Annotated in this window: 28 protein-coding genes; 14 read left to right on the top strand and 14 right to left on the bottom strand. The window is 63.6% G+C overall.

The window, feature by feature from the left end; genetic code table 11:
- Window positions 1–73: 73 nt before the first annotated feature.
- Together AC070A_RS01915 and ilvC are read left to right on the top strand one after the other, a co-directional pair.
- Window positions 74–715: a TetR/AcrR family transcriptional regulator C-terminal domain-containing protein gene (locus tag AC070A_RS01915; protein WP_255571032.1), complete on the top strand. Its 642-nt coding sequence runs from the start codon at window positions 74–76 to the stop codon at window positions 713–715.
- Between the two features lie 174 nt (window positions 716–889).
- A complete protein-coding gene (gene ilvC / locus AC070A_RS01910) occupies window positions 890–1,951 on the top strand; it encodes a ketol-acid reductoisomerase (RefSeq protein ID WP_162727976.1) in 1,062 nt (353 codons plus the stop codon).
- Window positions 1,952–2,325: 374 nt separating this feature from the next.
- Here the strand turns inward: ilvC and AC070A_RS01905 are convergent, their stop codons facing one another.
- From AC070A_RS01905 to AC070A_RS01845, 13 genes are all read right to left on the bottom strand, one after another.
- On the bottom strand, window positions 2,326–2,550 hold the full coding sequence (locus tag AC070A_RS01905) for a hypothetical protein (protein WP_057253719.1): 225 nt from the start codon (window positions 2,548–2,550) through the stop codon (window positions 2,326–2,328).
- Between the two features lie 236 nt (window positions 2,551–2,786).
- A complete protein-coding gene (locus AC070A_RS01900) occupies window positions 2,787–3,560 on the bottom strand; it encodes a TIGR01458 family HAD-type hydrolase (protein WP_113479414.1) in 774 nt (257 codons plus the stop codon).
- Window positions 3,561–3,702: 142 nt separating this feature from the next.
- Window positions 3,703–4,614: a pyridoxal-phosphate dependent enzyme gene (locus AC070A_RS01895; RefSeq protein WP_112994481.1), complete on the bottom strand. Its 912-nt coding sequence runs from the start codon at window positions 4,612–4,614 to the stop codon at window positions 3,703–3,705.
- Between the two features lie 168 nt (window positions 4,615–4,782).
- A complete protein-coding gene (locus tag AC070A_RS01890; protein WP_255571031.1) occupies window positions 4,783–4,905 on the bottom strand; it encodes a hypothetical protein in 123 nt (40 codons plus the stop codon).
- Window positions 4,906–5,267: 362 nt separating this feature from the next.
- Window positions 5,268–5,666, bottom strand: coding sequence for a hypothetical protein (locus AC070A_RS01885; RefSeq protein ID WP_162727975.1), 399 nt, complete (start codon window positions 5,664–5,666; stop codon window positions 5,268–5,270).
- A gap of 259 nt (window positions 5,667–5,925) precedes the next feature.
- Window positions 5,926–6,147 carry a hypothetical protein gene (locus tag AC070A_RS01880; protein ID WP_057253726.1) on the bottom strand — a complete coding sequence of 74 codons (222 nt, stop codon included), beginning with the start codon at window positions 6,145–6,147 and terminating at the stop codon, window positions 5,926–5,928.
- A 43-nt stretch (window positions 6,148–6,190) separates the two neighbouring features.
- Window positions 6,191–6,430, bottom strand: coding sequence for a 30S ribosomal protein S21 (gene rpsU, locus AC070A_RS01875; protein ID WP_057253728.1), 240 nt, complete (start codon window positions 6,428–6,430; stop codon window positions 6,191–6,193).
- Between the two features lie 45 nt (window positions 6,431–6,475).
- Entirely contained in the window at window positions 6,476–6,748 is a 273-nt protein-coding gene (locus AC070A_RS01870) for a cold-shock protein (RefSeq protein ID WP_113479415.1), read from the bottom strand.
- 119 nt (window positions 6,749–6,867) lie between these two features.
- Window positions 6,868–7,077: a cold-shock protein gene (locus AC070A_RS01865; protein ID WP_057253733.1), complete on the bottom strand. Its 210-nt coding sequence runs from the start codon at window positions 7,075–7,077 to the stop codon at window positions 6,868–6,870.
- 500 nt (window positions 7,078–7,577) lie between these two features.
- The gene (locus tag AC070A_RS01860) at window positions 7,578–7,820 is read right to left on the bottom strand and encodes a helix-turn-helix domain-containing protein (protein WP_058322381.1); all 243 of its coding nucleotides are present in this window, start codon (window positions 7,818–7,820) and stop codon (window positions 7,578–7,580) included.
- Window positions 7,821–8,101: 281 nt separating this feature from the next.
- Window positions 8,102–9,688, bottom strand: coding sequence for an acetolactate synthase large subunit (locus tag AC070A_RS01855; protein ID WP_113479416.1), 1,587 nt, complete (start codon window positions 9,686–9,688; stop codon window positions 8,102–8,104).
- A gap of 97 nt (window positions 9,689–9,785) precedes the next feature.
- Window positions 9,786–10,418: a LysE family translocator gene (locus tag AC070A_RS01850; protein ID WP_112994479.1), complete on the bottom strand. Its 633-nt coding sequence runs from the start codon at window positions 10,416–10,418 to the stop codon at window positions 9,786–9,788.
- Window positions 10,419–10,548: 130 nt separating this feature from the next.
- Window positions 10,549–11,172 (bottom strand): FMN-binding negative transcriptional regulator, encoded by a 624-nt coding sequence (locus AC070A_RS01845; protein ID WP_113479417.1) that lies wholly within the window; start codon window positions 11,170–11,172, stop codon window positions 10,549–10,551.
- 87 nt (window positions 11,173–11,259) lie between these two features.
- On the opposite strand from AC070A_RS01845, the gene pdxR reads away from it, so the two are divergent.
- From pdxR to AC070A_RS01785, 12 genes are all read left to right on the top strand, one after another.
- Window positions 11,260–12,744 (top strand): MocR-like pyridoxine biosynthesis transcription factor PdxR, encoded by a 1,485-nt coding sequence (pdxR, locus tag AC070A_RS01840; protein WP_309239024.1) that lies wholly within the window; start codon window positions 11,260–11,262, stop codon window positions 12,742–12,744.
- A gap of 170 nt (window positions 12,745–12,914) precedes the next feature.
- Window positions 12,915–13,598 carry a redoxin domain-containing protein gene (locus AC070A_RS01835; protein ID WP_113479418.1) on the top strand — a complete coding sequence of 228 codons (684 nt, stop codon included), beginning with the start codon at window positions 12,915–12,917 and terminating at the stop codon, window positions 13,596–13,598.
- 143 nt (window positions 13,599–13,741) lie between these two features.
- A complete protein-coding gene (locus tag AC070A_RS01830) occupies window positions 13,742–14,302 on the top strand; it encodes a hypothetical protein (RefSeq protein WP_112994475.1) in 561 nt (186 codons plus the stop codon).
- 71 nt (window positions 14,303–14,373) lie between these two features.
- Window positions 14,374–15,357 (top strand): threo-3-hydroxy-L-aspartate ammonia-lyase, encoded by a 984-nt coding sequence (locus AC070A_RS01825; protein ID WP_112994474.1) that lies wholly within the window; start codon window positions 14,374–14,376, stop codon window positions 15,355–15,357.
- A 139-nt stretch (window positions 15,358–15,496) separates the two neighbouring features.
- Window positions 15,497–15,967: a c-type cytochrome gene (locus AC070A_RS01820; RefSeq protein WP_309239023.1), complete on the top strand. Its 471-nt coding sequence runs from the start codon at window positions 15,497–15,499 to the stop codon at window positions 15,965–15,967.
- A gap of 517 nt (window positions 15,968–16,484) precedes the next feature.
- Entirely contained in the window at window positions 16,485–17,147 is a 663-nt protein-coding gene (locus AC070A_RS01815) for a peroxiredoxin (protein WP_112994473.1), read from the top strand.
- Window positions 17,148–17,297: 150 nt separating this feature from the next.
- Entirely contained in the window at window positions 17,298–18,347 is a 1,050-nt protein-coding gene (locus AC070A_RS01810) for an MBL fold metallo-hydrolase (protein ID WP_112994472.1), read from the top strand.
- A gap of 68 nt (window positions 18,348–18,415) precedes the next feature.
- A complete protein-coding gene (locus tag AC070A_RS01805; protein WP_112994471.1) occupies window positions 18,416–18,631 on the top strand; it encodes a hypothetical protein in 216 nt (71 codons plus the stop codon).
- A 137-nt stretch (window positions 18,632–18,768) separates the two neighbouring features.
- The gene (locus AC070A_RS01800; protein ID WP_057253755.1) at window positions 18,769–19,299 is read left to right on the top strand and encodes a metal-dependent hydrolase; all 531 of its coding nucleotides are present in this window, start codon (window positions 18,769–18,771) and stop codon (window positions 19,297–19,299) included.
- A 380-nt stretch (window positions 19,300–19,679) separates the two neighbouring features.
- Window positions 19,680–20,594: an ABC transporter substrate-binding protein gene (locus AC070A_RS01795; RefSeq protein ID WP_057253758.1), complete on the top strand. Its 915-nt coding sequence runs from the start codon at window positions 19,680–19,682 to the stop codon at window positions 20,592–20,594.
- A complete protein-coding gene (locus AC070A_RS01790; protein ID WP_057253759.1) occupies window positions 20,591–21,298 on the top strand; it encodes a L,D-transpeptidase in 708 nt (235 codons plus the stop codon). The genes AC070A_RS01795 and AC070A_RS01790 overlap by 4 nt, the downstream gene beginning before the upstream one ends.
- A 123-nt stretch (window positions 21,299–21,421) precedes the next feature.
- Window positions 21,422–21,724, top strand: a complete 303-nt coding sequence (locus AC070A_RS01785) for a hypothetical protein (protein ID WP_255571056.1) — start codon at window positions 21,422–21,424, stop codon at window positions 21,722–21,724.
- A gap of 98 nt (window positions 21,725–21,822) precedes the next feature.
- On the opposite strand, the gene AC070A_RS01780 is transcribed toward AC070A_RS01785, so the two are convergent.
- On the bottom strand, window positions 21,823–23,277 hold the full coding sequence (locus AC070A_RS01780; protein ID WP_255571030.1) for an arylsulfatase B: 1,455 nt from the start codon (window positions 23,275–23,277) through the stop codon (window positions 21,823–21,825).
- Between the last annotated feature and the right edge of the window lie 569 nt (window positions 23,278–23,846).

Below are 23,846 nucleotides of genomic sequence, written 5' to 3'. Positions count from 1 at the left end.
GCCTCCGGGGTGCTTCACTAGAAGAGTGCGAACCGTACCGTACGGTACTGATCGGGAGCGAGGCGACGTGCAGATGACTGCGGCGATAAGGGAGGCGAATGCCGGGGAGGGGCTGACGGAACGTCAGGGCGCCGTTCTCGAACAGGCATTGCGTCTTCTGGTCGACGGCGGCGAAAAGGCGCTGACGACGGCCGGCATCGCGCGGGCGGCCAATTGCTCCAAGGAAAGCCTCTACAAGTGGTTCGGCGATCGCGACGGGCTGATCTCGGCGATGATCGGTTTCCAGGCGAGCAAGGTGCGCACCCAGGACGTCGCCGCCAGGGCGCTCGACGCCGAGAGCCTTGAGCGTCATCTGATCGTGTTTGCCAAGGACCTGCTCGAGGTGCTCGCGGGCGACGTGTCGCTGGCGCTGAACCGGCTGGCGATCGGCCAGGCGAGCCGCGACGGCTCCAAGCTCGGCCACATGCTGCAGGAACGCGGGCGCCGGCAGATCGGCCGCCGCGCGGCGGCATTGCTTGAGGCCGGGCGCAAGGCGGGGCTGCTCACCTTCGACGATGCCGACGAGGCCTATGGTGCGCTCTACGGGCTTGTTGTCTCCGATTGGCATCTGAAGATGCTGCTCGGCGAAGAGGCCGGCGAGATGAAGAAGAGTTTCAGCCGCAAGGCGGAGCAGGCGGTTTCGTCCTTCCTCGCGCTTTACGGCACGAAAAGGTAACTGCAGCGCCGCGCTTCGCAAGAAGCGCAAAGGTCGCTGCAGCATAAGGAATGGCAGCGCCGCGCTTCGTAAGAAGCGCAAAGGTCGCCGCAGCATAAGGAATGGCAGCGCCGCGCTTCGTAAGAAGCGCAAAGGTCGCTGCAGCACAAGGAATTGCTGCATGGTTCCTGAGCCATGCAGCGGAGACAACTGACAACAACGGGAAGGACCACTAAAATGCGCGTCTATTACGATCGTGATGCCGATATCAACCTGATCAAGTCGAAGAAGGTCGCCATCGTCGGCTACGGCAGCCAGGGCCGCGCCCATGCGCTGAACCTGAAAGATTCTGGCGCCAAGGAAATCCGCATCGCGCTGAAGCCGGGTTCGGCAACGGCTGCCAAGGTCGAGGCCGACGGTCTCTCGGTTCTGTCGGTTGCGGAAGCCGCCAAGTGGGCCGACCTCATCATGATGGCAACGCCGGACGAACTGCAGGCCGAAATCTACAAGGCCGACATCGCCGGCAACATCCGCGACGGCGCTGCGATCGCTTTCGCCCACGGCCTCAACGTTCACTTCGGCCTGATCGAGCCGAAGGCTTCGCTCGACGTCGTCATGATCGCGCCGAAGGGCCCGGGCCACACGGTTCGCGGCGAATACCAGAAGGGCGGCGGCGTTCCCTGCCTCGTTGCCGTTCACCAGGACGCTTCGGGCAACGCCCTTGACCTCGCGCTCTCCTACGCCTGCGGCGTCGGCGGCGGCCGTTCGGGCATCATCGAAACCAACTTCAAGGAAGAGTGCGAAACCGACCTCTTCGGCGAACAGGTCGTTCTCTGCGGCGGTCTCGTCGAACTCATCCGCGCCGGCTTCGAAACGCTGGTTGAAGCCGGCTACGCTCCGGAAATGGCCTATTTCGAGTGCCTGCACGAAGTGAAGCTGATCGTCGACCTGATCTATGAAGGCGGCATCGCCAACATGAACTACTCGATCTCGAACACGGCCGAGTGGGGCGAATACGTCACCGGCCCGCGCATCATCACCGAAGAAACCAAGGCCGAAATGAAGCGCGTCCTCAAGGACATCCAGACCGGCAAGTTCACCTCCGAGTGGATGCAGGAGTACAAGTCGGGTGCCGCCCGCTTCAAGGGCATCCGCCGCGTCAACGACAGCCACCAGATCGAGGAAGTCGGCGCCAAGCTTCGCGGCATGATGCCCTGGATCGGCAAGAACAAGCTGGTCGACAAGGCGAAGAACTAAGCCTTATCGAACGATTGAATGAAGGAAGCCGGGGCAGTGCCCCGGCTTTTTTCGTGACGTGGGCAGGCCATTTGCAAAACCGCGTCATTGCTGCCGGATCGGCGCGAGATTGGTCGAGGCAGACGGGTGGCAGCCTGACGGCGTGCGGCGGCAAGATGCAAGCAGTCGGCCTGGAGCATCCTGCCTGAAGTGAAACCAGTTGAGACAGAAAGATGGGCTACTGCATGTTTCCTTTAATCGTGGCCGGTTAAAGGACAAAAACATGCAGCACTTCAAAGTGCTACAGCGACCTTTGCGCGTCTGATAAGACGCGCGGCGCTGTAGAACCAAAGCACTCGAGCGTGATTGGTGCGATCATCTGAACGCACGGCGCCCTAGACGACTTCCCAGAGAAACCGAAGCAGATCCAAACAGAGACTCCCAAGCAGATCCAGCCAAAAGCCAGGGAAGGCGACAAAGGCCGAACCGGCGCCGAAGCCGACCACGCCGAAACCGAGCGCTCCGTCCCAGCCGTGACCTTGCCAGCCGAGCAGGGCGCCGAAGGCGGTCGCCGCACAGACGACTGTGACCCGAACGATAAACAGGAACGTCTCGCGCATGCTTGCCTTCCTGGCTGAGAGCAGAACAATCTATGGTTCACTTCAGCATATAAGTTCGCGTATGCGTAATCGCCAGGGGCCAGGAGCGAGGAGGTCCGAAGAGAGGGCCGTTCCGTTTCGGCTACCGCATGTCTCCTTTAATCGGCTTCGATTAAGGGACAAAGACATGCAGCAAATCAAAGTGCTGCAGCGACCTTTGCGCGTCTGATAAGACGCGCGGCGCTGTACCTCGGGTGTCAGTCCCGCTGCGCCGCCAGGATGAGATCGCAGGCGGCCGTAATGTCGTCGACAACCGCCGAAGGCGCCGGCTGGAAACGCTGCTCATCGCCATCGCGATATTTGCCGCTGCGCACGAGGATCGCGGTGCCGATCCCGGCGGCAAGCGCACCGGCGGTATCGCTTTCGGCATCGTCGCCGATCATGGCCAAATCGGCCGGGTCAAGGCCCATGCTCGCTGCTGCTGCCAGGAAGAAATCGGCAGAGGGTTTGCCGAAGAGCTTCGCCTTGATACCGCTCGCATGTTCCAGCGCCTCGACAAAGGGGCCGGCATCGAGGCTCAGCTCGCCGTCGCGATCACGGAAGAACCGGTTGCGGGCGAGCGCCAGCAGCGGCGAGCCAGCCATCAGGGCGCGAAACGCGGCGTTGAGGCCCTCATAGCTGAGGCGCTCCGCGGCATCGCCAAGCACGACGGCGACGGGGCCGTCCATGCGGCAATCGGCGAAGTCTTCCTCAAGCGCGGGATGAATGAGCAGGTGCGGCTGGTGGCTGTTCGCCTTGAGCCAGGCGCGCGCGGCGGCAACCGGCGTGAACACCTCGTCGGCAGCGCAATCGAAGCCAAGGCGCTGCAGGTGAGCGACGATCTGGCGCTTCGACTGGCGGGTGGTGTTGGTCAGGAAGCGGACGGGGAGGCGAGCTGCGCGCAGCCGCTGCACCGCCGCGATGGCACCCGGCAACACGGTGTCGCCGTCATAGAGCACGCCGGAGAGATCGAGCAGCACGCCTCTTGCCATGGCAAGAGACTGCCTGAGCGCCAGACCATGGTCAACGTTGGGCGGCGGACGCCTCCCAATCGGTTCCCCTTTAGCGCTGGCACCTTGGGGACTGGTTGCTGTCTTCCCACGGCAGGCGAGCAGGGGCGGTGCCGCCTAAGGATCAGGCCTGCCAGGCCTGCAGCCGTTCGACGGTCGTCGTTGCGCCGCCGCAGACGATCATCAGCACGCGCTCGAAGCGCAGGAGTTGATCGGCGTGTTCGTAGGCGATGGCCAGGGCGGCGCCGCAGGCGGGTTCCACCAGCACGCGGTGGTCGTCGAGGAAGCGGGTGCAGGCGTCGACCGCCGACTGGTCGCTGACGACAACGCATTCGACCGGCCGGATCTGGCTGATCTCGAAGGCACGCTTGCAGACCTTTCGGGCGCCGAGCGAAGTGGCGACGCCGCTGATCGAGGGAAGCTCCACCAGCGCTCCCGCCTTGACGGAGGCGAGGTAGGACGCGGTGCCTTCGGTCTCTGCGGTGACAATAGGAATATCCCGTAGCCCGTTGCGCTCCAGTCCCTCGGCGACGCCCGACAGCAGCCCGCCGCCGCCGACAGAGAGCACGACCGCATCGAAGGCGAGGCCGGCCTTGACCACCTCGTCGATCATCGTCGCGTGCCCGGCCCACAGCAGCGGATCGTCGAAGGGATGGATGAAGGCGGTCTCGGCATCGGCGGATGCGAGCGCGCGGGCATTCGCTTCATCCCAAGCGGCGCCGTGGACGATCACCTCGGCGCCTTCCTGGCGGATAAGCGCCTTTGCCCGTTCGGTGGTCGTTTCGGGAACGAAGACGGAGACGGGGATCGAGAGCTGGCGGCCGGCATAGGCAACCGCCATGCCGGCATTGCCGCCGGAGGAGGAGACGAAACGCCGCTTGCCGTTTCGCGCATGGTGCTCGCAGGCAGCACCAACGCCGCGGATCTTGAACGAACCGGGCGGCTGCAGCGCCTCCATCTTCAGCCAGATGGAGCAATCGGATGCGAGGCTTAGCGGGCGGGATTCAAGGAGGGGAGTTTCGAGGTGAAGTGCCATGGGATGTTCCGTTGAGCGCGCGGTGCTGGAGGCCGGTTTGTTGCAATGGCTCCTGCGGGAGAATCTTGAAGCAATTTGCCCCTGATCGCTAGTTCAACGCAACACGGGAGGGGTACAGTCGCGGATGGCCGTGTCCTGTCGTGGGATACTATGGGTTTACGGCGCCCGTCACCAGAGAAGGCCGCTCAATGTCATGAGCGTGATGAAGAGAAGGGACAGGACGAGCGATGCCTTGATGGCTGCCAGAGTGTAGTCGTATCGGCGAAGTCTGTGTGTGAGCGTCTGGAACATGTGTTCGTCCAATCGTAAGGGATCTGCGGCTCCTCGCCGTTCGTTCAAGCGCAATGCGGCGCCCGTAGAATGTAGCGCCCGTAAATTGGCTGTGGCGAGAATGTCTGCTCAGCCCCCGAACACACCCGTTACACACCCGTTCGGCTCACGGTTGCCTCTCGCCTCCACGCAACGTCGCGGACGTACTGCTGTCGATAAAGGAGGAAATTGGCGGTCGGGAGCCCCCCACCGCGATATGCCAAGTCGGCCAGTGTCGATCGTCGAACCATGCGCCTCAAATGTGTCCAGCACAAGGGAGATCCCCTTCGAAGGGCATTCCTTCGACGTTCCGGCACTGATGGCCTGTCCGGATTTCGGGCCTATCAGGATTTCGGGGCCTTGCCGGATTTCGGGCGCTTGCCGGGACGGGGTGTCGGGTTCAGGGGCGATATCGCGCCCGGCCAGGGGAGGCGTCGGGCACCGGTGTAGCGGGTAATCGCGCTGGGTCTTTGCGGCGCGCCGCCGTCGTTTTCCCACTGTTCGAGATTTGCGGTTTCAATCTGCCGCGGGGTGCGCTGCCCATCCCGGTTCTGCAGTTCAGCAAGCAGGATATCCGCGGTGGTAACGCCCGCCTGGAACCTTCTGACAAGGAAGACGGCGGCAAGGCGAAGGCTGTCTTGATCGTCAAGGTCGACGCGCTGATGAAAGCCCGCGCGCCGCAACACGCCATCGAGCATTGCCAGGTCGGAGGGAGCCAATGGATGCCGCTGAGCGGGTGACATGAGCCACCTCCTGTTGACGGGAAACGTCGTTTTCGGAGCGTCCAGGGCGCCGTACGTTCATCTGAACGCACAAAGGACGCTCCGACAATTCTCTCCTACTGCATGTCTCCTTCAATCGATCTCGATTTAAGGACGAAGACATGCAGCAAGTCAAAGTCTACGGCGGCCTTTGCGCGTCTGATAAGACGCGCGGCGCTGTCGGTGCTTGCGCAAGGCCTTATGCCCATGTCCGGGCTTGCGCGTTCGGTTTCAGTCGATATTACGGCCGGCGCGATTTTCGGGATGGTTTGCTTGCGGGCACCTCCGCAGGCGGTTCGGCGGCGGCGCGCTCAAGGCGCTGGGCCTTGAGCTTCTCGGTCTTCTTGTCGCGGGCGATCTTTTCGGCAGCAACGATTGCTCTCGCCGTGTGATCGGTGGCGGAAGCCTTCTCGCTCGCGGAGGTCTTGGCCGGTTTAAATGCCGTGTTGGGGTGTGGCGTCATGACCTGTCTCCTGAAACGGGCGGATTTTTGCCGACCCCAAGCCTCAGCGCGATGGTCGCGCTGCCTTCTTGGGTCCCGGCAGCAGGCCTTCGCGCTGGAGCTTCTTGCGCTGCAGCTTGCGCTGGCGCCGTACCGCTTCTGCCTTTTCGCGGACGCGCTTTTCCGAAGGTTTCTCGTAGCTGCTGCGCGCCTTGAATTCACGGAACAGACCCTCGCGCTGCATCTTCTTCTTCAAGATGCGCAAGGCCTGGTCGATGTTATTGTCCCTAACGAGTACCTGCAAAAGATGTTCTCCTGTTGTCGGTCGCGGCTTTCCCTGCATCCGCAATTATCTGCCGGGTTTGGTGCTCAATTTTTTGAGCCAGGGCCCGGTGATGGCCGCCTGGGGGGCGTCCTCTTTCGAAGTCTCGGCATGCTCGATGTCAGTCTCCAGCACGCAGCGTTCGAACGTCTCGCCTTCGACCCTTACGCGAAAGCGCGCCTCGCCACGATCATTGGGCAAAAGGCCGACGATCAGACCAAGACGGCTGTTCAAGGTCGACTGGGCGGCACTCGCCCTCAGCGTGACCTTGTCGCCAATCTCATAGCTTTTGCGGCTCATGGTGGTCTCCTGAAAAGGGCCCTGAGACGCAAAAAGGCCGGGTTGTTCCCCGACCTCTTCCCGTCATTCAAGCGCCTCCCTGCCAGTACATCCGTGGTCAGAGGAGGGCGAATGACAAATTATTCGGCCCTGAGATTGTCGGCCGAGCTCTTGCCCGTTCTGCGGTCGGCAACAACGTCAAAGGTCACTTTCTGACCTTCGTTGAGCGAGCGCATGCCAGCGCGTTCGACTGCGGAGATGTGAACAAACACATCCGTGCTGCCGTCGTCGGGCTGAATGAAGCCGAAGCCCTTGGTGCCGTTGAACCATTTTACCGTGCCTGAAGCCATGACGATTTCCTTTCAATCGCTGAATTTACCAGAAATATTTCTCTGGCGGTGATCGATATTTGAGAGGAGATCTGGCCGCGCGGAAGCGCCGTGTCAAAGGTCACAAGCAATATTCGATGAGGTGATATATAGACGATACTTTTTGAAACTCAATGAAAATATTAAATTATTTGATTTTGAGCGATCGCGAAAACATCTGCAAAGGCCTGAAATGGCGGGTTTTCGTCCATTTATTTTTCTTGTTATTCAAGCTGATACGGCTTCTCGAGAGCCAGACGCTGTGCGCGTGAGCCACGCCGCGACCCGTCGTTGCGCGGTGCTCCGGACGCACAGCTGCTGAATGAAAAGGCAGGCGCTGCTTCGAGAGCGGGCGAGCGGATTCTTGGATGTTTCGGCAAGCGGGCTGTCGCTGGCCATTTCGACCAAAGCGGCCGGTCGCGACAGGAGGCGCGAGGGTAGAAGGCGGCGGCGCGCTGTCTTCGGCGCACCGCCCCCGCTTGTCAGGCGCTTGTAAAGGTCTGCGGCGAGACCTGCAATGCGGCGGCGATGCGCTGCAGCTTGGCGGGATCGGTATCGGCGCCAAGCTCGATCTTTGAGATTTCAATTTCCGTCAGGCCAGTCGTGACCGAGAGATCGTCGACCGTATAGCCGGCGGTTTCACGCGAATGCTTGATGGCGGCTCCGATATTGACGCGGGACAGAGATGCGCCGGGGGCCTTGGTTAGGTCTTTCTTAAAGGACATGAAGTGTCTCCTTCGTTGGTCCACCGACAAAGAACATTGTCGGTTGAAGGGGGCCCAAAACTGAAATGCGACTCGGACAGATGAGCGCGAACCTAGGGCGCCGCTAATATAAGCGAGAAGTTTCCGGGCGCAAGTTTGCGGCCGAAGTTTTGTGAAATGCCTATTTAAATCAATCGTTTGTCCTGTGATTTCCGCGCCCGGAGGCCGGTAAACCCCATGGGCCAGGGGCATCATCTCTACGACGCGCCGGTGCTCGACGCAGTGCAAAGCGGCACGGAAATTCACACGAGGCGAGCCTCGATCAGAAAGAGTCCACGCCGCGAGAGCGCGGCATCGAAGAGGGCGGCGAAGGCTTCGCAGGAGGTCGCGACGGCAGCTTCGACGCCGAAGCCGCGGGCGAGCGAAACCCAGTCGAGCGCAGGGTTGTCGAGGTTCAGCATGCGGCGCGCGTTGGTGCCGATCTCCTCGACGCCGACATTGCGCATTTCGGCATGCAGGATGGCGTAGGTGCGGTTGGAAAAGATGACGGTGACAATGTCGAGGTCTTCGCGCGCCTGCGTCCACAGGCCCTGAATATTGTACATGGCGCAGCCATCGGCCTGCAGGCAGATCACCTTGCGGTCGGGACAGGCGATCGCGGCACCGGTGGAAAGCGGGATGCCTTCGCCGATGGCGCCGCCGGTCTGCATGATGAAGTCGTGCGGCGCAGAGAAGGCCGAAAGGGCGAAGTAACGCCGGGCCGAAGTGGCCGCCTCGTCGCAGACGATCGCATTCTCCGGGACCTTATGGGCGACGATGAAGGCGATTGCGTCTTCCGTCAGCGCGCCCGAAGGTTCGCCTTCGTCTGTGGGGACGCTCGGTGTCGGCAGAGGGTGGGACGGGCTGATGCCGAGTTCGTCGCGCAGCGCTTCGAGCGTTCCCTTCAGGTCTTCACCGTGGCGGGCAAGCGTGACCACCGCGCAGCCTTCCGGCACCAGTCGGCCGGGCTTGCCCGGATAGGCGAAGAAAGCCACCGGTTCCGGTGCGCCGACAAGCAGCAAAACCTTGACGTCGCGCAGCGTTTCGAGCGCCATGTCGATCGGGTAGGGGATGCGCCGCGGCGCCACCCGCCCGCGGCCGCGCTGGGTGTGGGCGACAAGCACCTCGTTGAAAAGCTGGACGTTGCAGGCGGCCGCGATCCGCCCGGCGATGGCGAGGCTCTCGGCCTTTGCGGCGGCGCCGCTTACCACCATTGCCACGCCTTCCGGGTTTGCTCGGATGAGGCGGGCCACCTCGCGGACCGTCTCGGGGCTTGCCGGCGTCTCCGCTTCGACAAGCACCTTTTGCGCAGGCGCATCGGTGGAAAGCGCGCCCCAGGACGCGTCTGCCGGCAGGATCATGGTGGCAACGCCCGGTGGCGTCAGCGAAGCGCGATAGGCGGCCGCCGCCGTCGGTCCCACGTCGGAGGGGTTGTTCACCCGCCGCACCCAGTTCGACATCGGGCGGGCCAGTCCCTCGATGTCGCTCGTCAGCGGGGCATCGAGCGCAAGATGGTAGGAGGCATGGTCGCCGACAACGTTGATGACAGGCGTGCGGGCGCGCCGCGCATTGTGCAGGTTGGCAAGACTGTTGGCGAGGCCGGGGCCGGTGTGCAGCAGGGTCGACGCCGGCCGACCCGTCATGCGCGCATAGCCATCGGCCGCACCGGTGACGACGCCTTCGGAGAGGCCGAGAATACAGCGCATCTCCGGCTTGCGATCAAGGGCGGCGACGAAGTGCATTTCCGACGTGCCGGGATTGGCAAAACAGACATTCACGTCGTTTGCCAGAAGTGTATCGACGAGGATGTCCGCACCTGTGGTGCGAATAGGTTGGCCGCCTTCTCCCATGCGCGTGTCCCCCCGATGGCGTTCGCGCATGATAGCTGCAAGAGATGCGGGTGCAAGGTAGGCTTGCAGCGGCGCTCGATGCGCCGCCCAAGTGAGGTTACGTCCGCTGCCAGGCAAGATGGGCGCCGAGCCCGATCAGCACCGTGCCGCCGGCGCGCTGCAGCAGGCGCTGTGCCCGGGTGGAGCGGCGCATCCTGACGACGACGGCATCGGCGAGAAACACGCAGACGAGATCGGCGGAGGAGAACATCAGGTTGACGACGGTGCCGAGCAGCAGAAACTGCACCCACACCGGGAAGGCGGCGGAGGCATCGGTGAACTGCGGCAGGAAGGCGACGAAGAAGATCGCGGTCTTCGGGTTCAGAACCTCGACGGTGATGCTCTCGAAGAAGGCGCGGCGGGCCGATTTCGCCTCGACTGCGGGCAGGTGACCGTCGCCGCTCGCCTTGGCACGCATCAGCGTGAAGCCCAGCCAGACGAGATAGGCGGCACCGGCAAGCTTCACCACGAGATAGAGTGTCGGCACCGCATGAAACAGGATCGAAAGACCGGCGGCGGCCGCAAGGACATGCACGTAACCACCGAGATGGATGCCGAGCGAGGCCATCAGCCCGGCAAAACGGCCGCGCGCCATCGTCTGCGCAGCGGCGTAGAGCGTCGCCGGTCCCGGGATATAGGCGAAGATCGCCGTGGTGACGAAGAAGGTGAGGAGAATGTCGAGCGATGGCATGGGGTGCACCTCATCTGCTGATGCGAAGCCTCTTTCGAGAGTCGTTCTAAGGTCTTGCGCGGGAAAGTTGAAGGAAAATCGGAATGTCTCATCCATCGGGTGAGATGCTAGACGAGGCGCCCGTTGAGCGTCAGACCGGTATCTCCCCGGAGACGAGGCGATCCTCGGGCCGCGCGCTGGCTGCGAGCCCTGCGGCCACGCCCTGACGATCTTCAATGCTGCGGTTCTGACTGAACTTGCGCTTGCCGTCGAGGCGGTCGATCGGCAGCCGCAGACCGATGATGCCGCGAAGCTGGGCCTTGACGAAGGCGGGTGGTGCGTCGCTCACCTGCCAGGGTTCGGCACGCGCCGCCTCGTGACGATTGGTCAGGCGGGTGACGACATCGAGAAGCCGGTCCTCGTCGGTGAAGAACTCGACCTCGCCATAGGCATGCACGGCCGAATAGTTCCAGGTCGGCACGACCTTTCCGTGCTCGCGCTTGGAGGCATACCAGGAGGGGGTGACATAGGCATCCGGTCCCATGAAGGTCGCCATGGCTGCGCCGATCGGCGCGGTCGTCCCTTGCGGGTTGGCGCGGGCGAGGTGGCCGTAGAGTGTGCCATAAGGACCTTCGTCGCGATCGAGCAGCAGCGGCAGCGGCGTGGCCAGCAGGCCCTCGGCCGTTGCGTTGACGAAAGTGGAAAGCGATGCGGCCTCGATGATCGCGTGCAGCACGCTCAGTGTTTCCTCCTTGAAGGCCGGGGGTGTGTACATGACCTTGCTCCTTGTGCTTGTCCTGTCATAGATGCAAACTGGACCGGAACGAATATCCAGTTTTCGTATAAATGCGTGGGCCAGTTGGTGACGGAGAAGGACGAGGCGAGGGGCGGGACCACCCGGCGGATCTACGACGCGCTGAAGGCGCAGATCCTCGGCGGCACCTATGGCCCCGAAGATCGGCTGCCATCGACGCGGGCGCTGGCGGCCGAACTCGGCGTCTCGCGCACGACCGTGACTGCGGCCTATGAGCAGCTTCTTTCCGAGGGGTTTCTGGAGAGCCGGCAGGGTGCGCCTTCAAGGGTGGCGCTGCTGCATGCGCCAGAGGGTGCCAGGCCGCTTCCCGGCGGGACGGCTTCCCAGTCTGCGCCGAGACCGGCAGCCCCCGTTCGTCTGTCGCGCTTTGGAGCGGCCCTTGGCGACGGGCCGACCTGGGTGCCGCCGCAGTCCGGTGGGTTGATCGCCGATTTTCGCTATGGCGACCTGTCGGCCGCCGATTTTCCGGCGGAAGCCTGGCGGCGGTCGGTCAACGTCGCACTTCGGCGACGCCAGCCGCGGCTCGCCTATGACGACCCCGGCGGCTCGGCGGAGCTGCGGGCAGCCCTGCAGGCCTATCTCTGGCGGGCGCGCGGGCTCAGATGCGCGCCGGACCAGATCATCATCGTCAACGGTTCGCAGCAAGGACTGGATCTTGCCGCCCGCGTGCTCCTGGATCCCGGCGACCGCGTTGCGATCGAGGATCCCGGCTACGTTATGGCGCGCCGGGTGTTTGCGGCCGCCGGCGCTGAGGTGGTTCCGATTGCCGTCGACGAGGAGGGGCTGCAGACCGATGCGCTCGCGGGGCTCGACGCCGTCAGGCTTGCCTATGTCACGCCCTCGCATCAGTTTCCTCTCGGCGGCGTGCTCTCGGCCCGGCGCCGGCAGGAGCTTCTCGCCTGGTCGGACCGCAGCGGCGCCTTTGTGATCGAGGACGATTACGACGGCGAGTATCGCTATGACATCCGGCCGATCCCGCCGCTGCAGACCATGGCCCATGTGGAGAACGTCCTCTATCTCGGCACGATCTCGAAGAGCCTGTCGCCGATGTTGCGCCTTGGCTATCTCGTCGTGCCGCCGCCGCTTTACCCCGTCTTCGCCGCCGCCAAGCAGCTCGTCGACCGCCATTCGCCCAGCCTCGAGCAGGAGGCGCTGGCGGCGATGATTGCAAGCGGGGCCTATGAGCGCCACATCCGCCGGAGCCGGCGCAGCAATGGCCGCCGCCGCGAGGCGCTGCTCGCGGCGCTCAAGGCGGAACTCGGTAGCCGCGTGACGATATCGGGCGCCGATGCCGGATTGCACGTCGTCGTCTGGTTCGAGCGGCTGGACCGGACGCAGGAAGGTGAACTGATCGCGCGGGCGCGGGAAGCGGGCATCGGCCTTTATCCGATCTCGCCCCTCTACGGCGCCGATGAAGCCGTTCACCGGCCGGACCGCGCCGGCATCGTCATGGGCTACGCAAGCCTCGAAGTGCCGCAGATCGGTCAGGGTGTCGCGGCGCTCGCGAAGCTGCTGGGTGATTGGCTCGATTAGCACCGGCGGCACAAAACGCCATGCAGATCACCATTCGGCGTGGGCCGTTCGTCCACCTGTGATAGGGTGGGGCTATCTTCCGCCATCGCCCGGCTTCCGGGCGGGCGGCAATGGGAGCGAAAATCACGGGCAGGGACAGAGCGGCGCAGGGGCGTCGACTGGGGGAGCAGATGGCAGACCGGACAGTGCAGCCGTTGCAGCCGGGACAACCCGCACCCGCCTTCGAGCTTGCAAGCGCCAATCGGGACGGTCCGGTTTCGCTTGCGAGCCTTCGCGGCCGGCCGTTTCTGATCGGTCTGTTTCGCGGCCTGCACTGCCCGTTCTGCCGGCGCCAGATGCGGCAGTTTTCCTCCGTCGAGCCGGCATTGCGTGCCGTCGGCGTGGAAACGCTGGCGGTGGTCAACACCCCGGTCGAGCGGGCGCGCCTCTATTTCCGCTTCCAGCCGACGCCGGTCACGGTCCTTGCGGATCCGGACTGCCAGACGCACAGGGATTTCGGCGCGCCACAGGCCGCGCTGCTTCCGCCCGAAAGCACGGAGACGCCGGAATGGCCCCATCGCACACGGCCCGCCGATTTCGCCGCAGCGCGCATCAACCCGACAGGCGAGCTCGCCGAACCGATGCATCCGATGGAGGCCAATGAGCTGCTCAATGCACGCGAAGGCTTCGAGCCGGACGAGACCGATCTGCGCATCTTTGCCGAACACGGCACGCAACTGGTCGGCCACTTCCTGGTCGATGCAGCCGGCATCATCAGCTGGAGCGAGATCGAGGCGCGCTTCGGCCCCGACGAACTGGGCGTGTTCCCGAGCGCCGCGGAGATCATGACGGCCGTCAAGAGGGTCGCAACCTAGTACGGGCAACCGGCTTGCAAGCCGGGGCCTGCAAACAGGGTGCAGGCCAAGGTCGCAACCGGCCGCGCGTTACGGTTAGCCGCTTGCGCCCTGGCTGCGTCCGCTCACAGTGGCCAACTCTTCAGTATGGCGGTGTGGCCTTCATGAGATCTCTTCGCATCCATCCCCAGCTTCACGACGTGTTCGGCGAGGAGCAGCCGCCGGCCTATCTCGTGGTGATCCTCCTCTTCGGCGTTGGTGTCGCGGCCACCTTTGCCCTGTCGGCGGGGCCGATGCTGGTGGAGCTTGCCTGGTGGCGGGCGGCACTGGCGCTTGTCCTCGTCCTCGATATCGCCGCCGGCTGTGTCGCCAACTTCACGCCCTCGACCAATGGTTTTTATGCGGCGCGGCCGCGCAATCGCTGGATCTTCATCGCGATCCACTTCTATGTGGTCATCGTCGCGCTGCTCGTCGGCACCGGGGTCGGTGCTGCGGTCGCCGTCTGGGCCTATACGATCGCTGCGGCCGCGGTCGTCAATCTGCTTGCGGGACGCGCCGCACAGACCTTTGTCGGCGGGCTGCTGCTGGCGGTCGGCCTCACTGGCTTGCCGCTGTTGCCGGGCTTGACGCCGGCGATGGCGGCGGTGTCGGCCCTGTTCATGCTGAAGGTGCTTTTCAGCTTCGCGGTCGATCACTACCGCACTGTCGTTTCCAGCGGTGGGTAGCCGCGCTGGCATCCTTGCCTTGCAGGACCGCATTCAATAGCCTCGGAAGTGGCAAGCTCAGGGAGAGGCTCATGGCAGTTTCAGCGGCAGAGGCGGCATTGCGCCTTCCGACATTCGACGACGTGCAGGCGGCACGGGACCGCATCGCCGGCATGGCGCATCGAACGCCGGTGCTGACCTCGCGCACAGCCGATGCCGCCACCGGCGCGCGGCTTTTCTTCAAGGCGGAAAATTTCCAGCGCGCCGGCGCCTTCAAATTCCGCGGTGCCTACAACGCGATCGCCGCCTTGCAGGAAGGCGGCCAGAAGCGGGGCGTCGTCGCCTTCTCCTCCGGCAACCACGCGCAGGCGATTGCCTATGCCGCACGGCTGCAGGGTGTTGCCGCGACGATCGTGATGCCGAAGGATGCGCCCGAAATGAAGGTGGCGGCGACCCGCGGTTATGGCGCCGATGTCGTGTTCTATGACCGCTATACCGAGGACCGGTCGGCGATCAGCGCGAAGCTGGCGGCCGAGCGTGATGCTGTCCTCATCCCGCCCTTCGACCATCCTGATGTGATCGCCGGGCAGGGGACGGCGGTGCTGGAACTGATCGAGGAGGTGGGCGAACTCGACCTGATCGCCACGCCGCTCGGCGGCGGCGGCCTGCTCGCCGGTACGGCTCTCAGCGCCAAGGAGCGTTCGCCCGGCGCGGTCGTCGTCGGTGTCGAGCCGGAGGCTGGCAATGACGGCCAGCAGTCGCTCAGGAAGGGCGAGATCGTCCATATCCCGGTGCCGAAATCGATCGCCGACGGAGCGCTCACCAATCATATCGGCGAACACAATTTCCCGATCCTCAAGCGCGATGTCCGCGAAATCGTCACGGTGAGCGACGCCCAACTCGTGGAGACCATGCGCTTCTTTGCCGAGCGCATGAAGATGATCGTGGAGCCGACCGGATGCCTGGCGGCGGCGGCCGTGCTGCAGGGCGTGCTTCCCTGCGCCGGGCAACGAGTGGGCATCGTGATCAGCGGCGGCAATGTCGATCTCGCGACGTTCTGCGCCCTGCTGCGGTAGAGAGCGGCGGTCCCAGAGCAATTCCAGGAAAAGTGTGCAGCGGTTTTCCGTCCGGAATTGCGAAATTCCAAACCAGAACAACACGAAAGCGTGAATTGGGGGGGTGAATTTTTTGCGTGTATTTTGGTTGGGTTTCGTCATGCCGCTCAACCGCAATCCAGAGGGTTTGCTCATGAGAACGCTCATTCTTGCCATCGCCGCACTCGCGCTTACGGGCTCCAGCGCCTTCGCTGATCCAATTGCAGATCGCAAGGCTATCATGAAGGAGCGCGGTAGACTGGTCGGCACCGTCGCTCCCATGGTCAAGGGAGAAAAGCCGTTTGACGCTGCCGTTGCCATGACCGCCCTCAAGGGCCTTAGCGAGAACGCAGAAAAATTCGACGTGGACGTCTTGTTTCCCGCCGGCAGCGAAACCGGAGACACGGCCGCCTTGCCGGCAATTTGGCAAGATATGACCGCGTTCAAGGCGGCTGCCGAGAAATTCCGGGTGGCTGCGGCCGCTGCCGTCGCTGCCAATCCGCAGGATCTCGAAGCATTTAAGACGCAGTTCAACGCGGTAACCACGAATTGCGGCAGCTGTCACGAGAAATTCCGAATGAAGAAAGAGTAGCAGCGACAGGCATACGAGCCTGCTCAAGTCGCCCGTCGGATGCGAACCTTCCGGGATTGGCGGATGAAACCGGCGAGCGATGTCCGCATTGTCGAATTGCCAAGAATAAGATCAATGGCGCTTGGCGCGTCTGCACACGCGTGCAGCGGCGAGGCCGGCGTTGCGACAACATTTCGACGCGTGGCTGGCCTGCCGCGGCGACCGACGATCGATGATGCAAGCCTCGATCCGGCCGGTTGCAAGGCTGCGTCTTTCCGGTTGCCTTAAGCGGCAAAAGTGGCACACTGGACATCGCGCCTTGGCGCCGGGCTTCCCGGCGTGCTCCAGGGCTGCTGTAATGATTTGATTTTCTAAAGGAATTTTTCCTCCGGACGGTTGTCGCCGGAGCGTAAACAATGGACGAAAGCAGAGGATTGCAGCGGCCGTTGGGCGCCTTGCCGGACGCGGCGCTGTCAAGAAAATAGAGTGCTCCCATCGCGCCCGGCGGGCGCGGCGCTCACACACATTGGAGGGTATCGTGACGCTTGCAATCAATGACCTCGCACCGGACTTCGAGGTCGGAACGACCGATGGCACCATCCGGTTTCACGACTGGATCGGCGACTCCTGGGCGGTCCTGTTCTCGCACCCCAAGGACTACACGCCCGTCTGCACCACCGAGCTCGGCTACATGGCGCGCATCAAGCCGGAATTCGACCGGCGCGGCGTCAAGATCATCGGCCTCTCCGTCGATCCGCTCGACCGGCATGCCGGCTGGGCCGCCGACATCGAGGAAACGCAGGGCCATGCGCCGAACTTCCCGATGATCGCCGACGTCGACTACACCGTCTCGAAGCTCTACGGCATGCTGCCGGCGCCTGTTTCCGGCGACCCGACCAAGCGCACGCCAGCCGACAACCAGACGGTGCGCAACGTCTTCGTCATCGGTCCGGACAAGAAGATCAAACTCGTCCTCATCTATCCGATGACCACCGGCCGCAACTTTGACGAGGTGCTGCGCGTCATCGACTCGCTGCAGCTGACCGCCAAGCACAAGGTGGCGACGCCAGTGAACTGGAAGCAGGGCGACGACGTCATCATCGCCGGTTCGGTCAGCGACGAGGACGCCCGCAAGGTCTATCCGGAAGGCTGGCGCGCACCGAAGCCCTATATCCGCATCGTGCCGCAGCCGAAGGGCTGAGGCGTCGCATCGGCAAAGGGGTGAGGCAAGTGCCCCTCATCCGCGCGGTGAGGGGCAAACCTCCTCACCTGTGCGGATGAGAGGCGACCACCTCTCTTTGCCATCGCGCCCCGATTGGAAGCCGCGTTATCGTCAGCCAAGGAGCCGCCGATGATCTTCCGTCAATTGTTCGACAGCGTGTCCGGCACCTATACCTACCTGATCGCCAGCCGCCAGGGCGGCGAGGCGCTGATCATCGATCCGGTGCTGGAAAAGGTCGAGCGCTACCTGCAGCTCGTCCGCGAACTCGACCTCCGGCTGGTCAAGGCCGTGGACACCCATCTCCATGCCGATCACATCACCGGCCTCGGGGCGCTGCGCGACCAGACCCATTGCATCACCGTGATGGGCGAGCAGACGGCGGCCGACGTCGTTTCCATGCGGGTTGCGGAGGGCGACCGGGTGTCGATCGAGGGTCTAAGCCTCGACGTGCTCTATACGCCCGGCCATACCGACGATTCCTATTCCTTCCTGATGGGCGGTGACATGGGGCGGCGGGTCTTTACCGGCGACACGCTCTTGATCCGCGGCACCGGCCGCACCGATTTCCAGAACGGCGACCCGCGCCAGCAATATGACTCGATCTTCAACAAGCTCCTGAAGCTGCCGGACGAGACGCTCGTCTACCCGGCGCACGACTACAAGGGCGACACGGTTTCGACCATCGGCGAAGAGAAGCACTTCAATCCACGTCTCAGGGTGAAATCCGTCGACGAATATGTCGACCTGATGAACAACCTCAAGCTGCCGAACCCGAAGATGATGGATGTGGCGGTGCCGGCCAACGTCCACATCGGCCTGCACCAGGACGAGATCGCGCGGCGTGGCTGGGCGCTTTCGGCCAAGGAGGCGCTGGCGCTCTGCGGCCGGGCGAAGATCGCGCTGGTCGACCTGCGCGAGAAGGCCGAGCGGGAAAAGCACGGGGTCATTCCCGGCTCGCTGCACGCGCCCTATCCGGACCTCGAGCAGAACATCGCGACCGGCGGCGTGCTGCACGAACTGGCGGAGGCAACGGGCAAACGCATCGTCTTCTACTGCGCCTACGGCGAGCGCTCCGCCATGGCCGTGGAGGCCGCCCAGGCCGCCGGCCTCACCACCACCTGCCACATCGAGGGCGGCATCGCCGCCTGGAAGAAGGCGGATGGGCCCGTGACACATTGATGCCGACGCATTGACGCCGGGCGCGGGCGCGCCATCTCATAGGAGCGTTCAAAGAGCAGGGGTCGGCCATGCGCAAGTTTTCCGTCAGCGTTGTCAGGGAGTTCGAGGCCGATAGCGCCGAGGAAGCAGCACTTCTGATGTACCAGTATCTGACGCGCGAGCCGGCGCCGCTCACCTACGCCGTCACCGATGAGGCGAGGAACGCCACCAGCCAGACGCTCGACCGGGAAAAGGCCGACGAATTCGCCAGCATCGATCACAGTGCTGATCCGGGCAACTGGTAGCACCCGCTGGCAGCGGCGGCTGTGGGCAACAGCCACGAATCCGACATTTTCGGTTGCAAATCCTCAAGCATTCACGTCTCGACTGCGGGTGTGAAAGACGCGGTTCCGCGGGATTGCGCTTCAGGAGGAAACCTGCCTTGTTCATTGCCCATCTGCCGGCAGGCTATCTGCTGAGCCGCCCCTTTGCGCGTCGCAATCCCTCGCAGGCCCGCGCCATCTTCGGCATCGGGCTGCTCTGTTCCGTTCTGCCGGATTTCGATCTCGCCTATTTCTACCTGATCGACCAGCGCCGCACGCCGCATCACGACTACTGGGTGCATACGCCGGTCTTCTGGCTGGTGCTGGCGGCGGCGATCGCGCTTCTCCTCATCGCCACCGGGCGACGCAATCAGCTCGTCCTCGTCAGTGTCGGGCTCATCAGCGTGCTCCTGCATCTGGTGATGGATTCGATCGCGGCAGATATCCGCTGGCTCTTTCCCTTCGCCGATCTCCGGGTGAACCTGGTGCATGTGCAGGCGGTCTATAAGCCCTGGTATCTGAACTTCCTGCTGCACTGGACCTTTGCGCTTGAGCTGGCGATTTGGTTGGTTGCAGGCCAGTTCGCCCTGCGCGATTTCAGGGCGCGGCGCGCCATCGGGAAAGAGGCTGCCCGTGCGGCAGAGCCGTAGGCTCCACGAACTCCGGCATGCAATGCTTGCGGTCTCGCGCGGTGCTGCGACGTGAACGCCGATGAAGAGGCCCTCCCCATGCAACGTGCGGTGTAGCCGGATCGTTGACGAAGGCCGTCGTTCTATGCATCCTGCCGGCCAAGAAACGAAGATGCCGGCAGACGGCACAGGGAACACTGCAGCGCCGCGGTCTTACCGGACCCGCAAAGGTCGCTGTATCACTTTGATAGCATTCGCATAGCCGTGGCGCGCGCCTCGTGTTGCCCCGGAACTTGGACGCATTCCTGATACGCATTCACGACGTCATTCGCATCGATTAATCGAGGCCGGAGGGGACTGTGAAGGGAAAGTCGAGGTATCTGCCAGCGGCGCTGGCTGTCATGCTTGCCGCATCCGTGACCGTGCCGGCCACTGCCGCCGACCTGGTGATCGCCATGCCGAACTGGCCGTCGGGCCAGGCGACGGCCAATATCCTGAAGGTCGGCATCGCCAAGAAGTTCGGCCTCGATGCCGAGGTCAAGGAGCTCGGCACGCTCAATGCCTTCGTCGGCTTCGAGACGGGCACGGTCGATATCCAGCCCGAAGTCTGGCGGCCGAATTTCGAGGATGTCGTGCGCAAATACGTGACCGACAAGGGTGTCGGTCAGCTGACGGAACGCAGCGTGCCGGCCTGGCAGGGGCTTTGCGCCACGCCGGAAGCCGCCGCGACGATCAAGACGGTCGCCGATCTCAGCGACCCCGAGAAAACCAAGATCCTCGACACTGACGGCGACGGCAAGGGCGAGATGTGGATCGGTGCTGCGACCTGGCTTTCGACCGGTATCGAACGGGCGCGGGCGGCGGGCTACGGCTATGGCGAAACCCTGACGCTGTTCGAGGCGGAAGAGGAAGTGGCGATGGCGGCGGTGGACGCGGCGGTCGCGACCGGGCGGCCGATGGTGTTTTACTGCTACGCGCCGCACCATGTGTTCGAGCTGCACCAGATTGCCAGGCTCGAAGAGCCGCCGCACGATGCCGCCAAGTGGAAGATCGTGCCGCCGAGCGACCCGCTCTGGGTGTCGAAATCCAGCGCCTCGACCGCCTGGGAGGCGGCGCATTTCCAGATCGCCTATGCCACCGCCTTCGGCAAGAAGCACCCTGACATTGCGAAGTTCCTGGAGAAGGTGGATTTCTCGCCGGAGGAAGTGACGAAGATGAGCTACGCGCTGGAGGTCGAGCGGCAGGCGCCGGCCGACTATGCGAAGAAATGGGCCGAGGACAACGCAGCGCGCATCGACGGGTGGGCCAAGCCATGACCGCGACATCCGACCATAACCGTCCTGTCAGCAAGGATCAGCCGGCATGGACGCGGCGCAAGCTCGGTGCTGCCGTTCTTGCCGCTGCGCTCTGCCTCGGTCCGCTGGCCGCACTGGCACAGACGCAGATCTATGATGCCCGCACCAAGAAGTGGGTGAATTACGACAAGAAGAAAGCGCGGCAATACTTCGCCCGCAACAACCAGCTGCCGGAAGCCTTCCGCCGCCAGGTGGTGCCGTTCCGCACGGCGGAGCAACCCGGCACCATCATCATCGACGGCAACCAGCATTTCCTCTACCTGGTGCAGCCGGGCGGCCAGGCGATCCGCTACGGCATCGGCGTCGGCCGCGAGGGCTTCGGCTGGGCCGGAATCGTGCGCGTCGGACGCACGGCGGAATGGCCGACCTGGACACCGCCGGCCGAGATGGTGGCCCGCGACCCGAACGCCGCCAAATGGGCGGCCGGCATGCCCGGCGGGCCGGACAATCCGCTCGGCGCCCGCGCGCTTTATCTCTACGAGGGCGACCAGGACACGATCTACCGCATCCACGGCACGGTCGAGCCCTGGACGATCGGGCTCGACGTTTCGTCCGGCTGCATCCGCATGAACAATGACGACGTCACCGACCTGCATTCCCGCATCGAGATCGGCGCCAAGGTGATCGTGCTGATGCAGGGGGCAGCACTCTACAAGGGGGTATGACGTCGCTCGAACAGGGGTGGCGAGTGCTTTTAATTGGCCGCAGGGTCAGGCGTGGCCAATCCGTCCCGCAGGACCCAGTGACAGGCAAATACTCAAAGGGGAGAACAGATAGTGAGCGAGGGGATGTTGCGTTCGAAGGGGTTTGTTCCCGTGGCTTTGGCGCTGGCCATAATCGGTGGCTGCCAGTCAGCGCCCAAACCTGAGGATATGGCGCGCACGAGCCTGCAGACGGCGCCGGCCGACCTGCAGCTGATCTGCGCCAACGCGGTCGCGGGCACGGCGAAGCTCGAAAGCACCAAGGTGCTACCGACGAGCTCCCGGGCGCTCGACGCGACAAGCTACCGCGTCGATCTCGACGCAGGCGGCCGCAAATACAACTGCGTCGTCGATAGTACCGGCAGCGTGAAATCCGTGACGCCGGTTTAGGCGGGCAAGCGCCCGCGCTTGCGCGACCTTCGCTGATAATCAATCTCCAAGGCTGAACAGCGTCGCAGGGTCGGCGACGACCGGCGGTGCATAGAAGGTCAGCCGCGCGGCATCCATGAGAAGAAGCGGCTGGACCATTTCGCCGGCGAGCCTGGTGATCCAGTCCTGAAGTTCGCGCAGCTTGTCGCCGTTCTCTGCCGAGAGATCCTTCGTCTCGGACGGGTCGGCGGCGATGTCGAAAAGCTCCAGCCTGGAGGGCAGGGCTGCCTTCCAGACGAGCTTCCAATTGTCCTTGCGCACAGCACCAGCGGATCGACATTGTAGACGAGCTCCCCGCGCGGCGAAGGTTTGCCTTCACTCAAGGCCGGCCAGAGGTTCATGCCGTCGAGCGGCTTGTTCTTGCCGAGCGGCGCACCGGCGATGGCTGCGAGCGTCGGGTACATGTCGACGACATGGACCATGCCGCCGACCTTGCCCGGCTTGATCCTTCCCGGCCAGTTGGCAAGCGCTGCGACGCGGGTGCCGCCTTCGTAGAGCGTGCCCTTGCCGTCGCGGTAGGGGCCGTTGTTCGCCGGCAATCCGCCGCTGACCTTGTTGTCGCCGGCAAAGAGCGAGCTTGTCACGCCGCCATTGTCGCTGTGAAAGACAATCAGCGTGTTGTCGCGCATGCCGCGCTTTTCGAGTGCCGTCAGCAGCTTGCCGATGCCATCGTCAAGCACGGAAATCATCGCCGCGTAGGCGCGGCGGTTTTCATCCGCGATGTGCTTGTAGCGGTCGAGATAATCCTCAGGCGCCTGGAACGGCGTGTGCGGCGCGGTAAACGCGAGGTAGAGGAACAGGGGAGCAGCGGGATCGTGCCCTTCCACCACCCGCGCCGCCTCGTCGCCGAGGAGCGTGTTGTCGAAACCGCTTTCCTCGAGCGGCTTGTTGTCCCGGTACCAGTCCTTCACGCCGTGGGAGGAATGCTTGAAGTGATCGATTTCGCCGACCAGCGCGCCGTAGAACGTGTCGAAGCCGCGCTGCTTCGGCCAGTATGCCACCTTGGCGTGGCCGAGATGCCACTTGCCGACAAGCGCGGTTCTGTAGCCGGCTTCCTTCATCGCCTGAGGCAGCAGATATTCGTCGAGCGCCAGCCCGTAGGAGCCGGGCGAGGGGATGACCCCGGTCTGCAGTCCGTAGCGCAAGGGGTAGCGGCCGGTGAGGAAGGCGGCGCGCGTCGGCGTGCACATGGGCTGGGCGTAGAATTCGTCGAAGGTCACGCCGGTTTCGGCGAGCTTGTCGAGATTGGGCGTCCTGATGTCGGAGCCATGGAAGCCGACATCGGCCCAGCCGAGATCGTCGGCGATGATGTAAACGATGTTCGGCGGCGTCGTGCCATTGGCAAGGGCCGGGTTTGCGGAGAAGGCGGCAAGGCCGGCCGGCATGCCGGCGGCAACGGCAAACGCCGCGCCGCTCATGAGCGCCTCGCGCCGCGTCAAGCCGCTTTTGTCCTTGTCGGCGACAGCCGTTTCGCCGCCGCCCGCGCGGGCGTTGTTCGCTTGCAGGTCAGACATGCGCACCCCCTGGAAAATAGACCCGCCAGCCGGCGGATCTTTTTATTCGATATTACTAATATCTACATCTTCCGGTAGCGCCGTCAATCGGTTTGCCGCGCCGCCGGCGCTGGGCTTTTTCCTCAGAGCCGTTCGTCAACGAAGGCGACTGAAGGCCGCCACGGGCAGGACTGGCGTCACCTCCAAGCGGGCTGGCGCGTCTCGGGCAGTTTGAAGGAAATCAAGTCGTTCGGCACTCCGATCGAGAGCCGAATCTTCAAGTTGTGCCGGGTCTCGATGTTGAAGTCGCTATTGTGCGGTGCCGAAATAAATTTGCTGCGGAGCAATAATAATGCCGAGTAATATCAATTGAACGTCAGTATAGCCCGGTATTCTTCTTCCAAACCGTGGAAATATGTGCTCTCATAGGTTTAGTTGGAAGGAGGAAATGCCATGCTCTCGTTCTTCGAGCATTTTGCACTTTTCGACGCCTTGATCGTTGCAGCGATCTGCACGCTTTTGATCCTGAGTTACTTTAGCAGCGAGGCCTGAGGCGGCAAGCAGGTGAGCGGACCTGCCGGTCCGGGTGG

It is taken from the genome of Ensifer sp. GW101-20A05 (assembly GCF_059424735.1).
The sequence above is the reverse complement of the archived record's forward strand: the minus strand, read 5'-3'. Positions and strand labels throughout refer to the sequence as shown.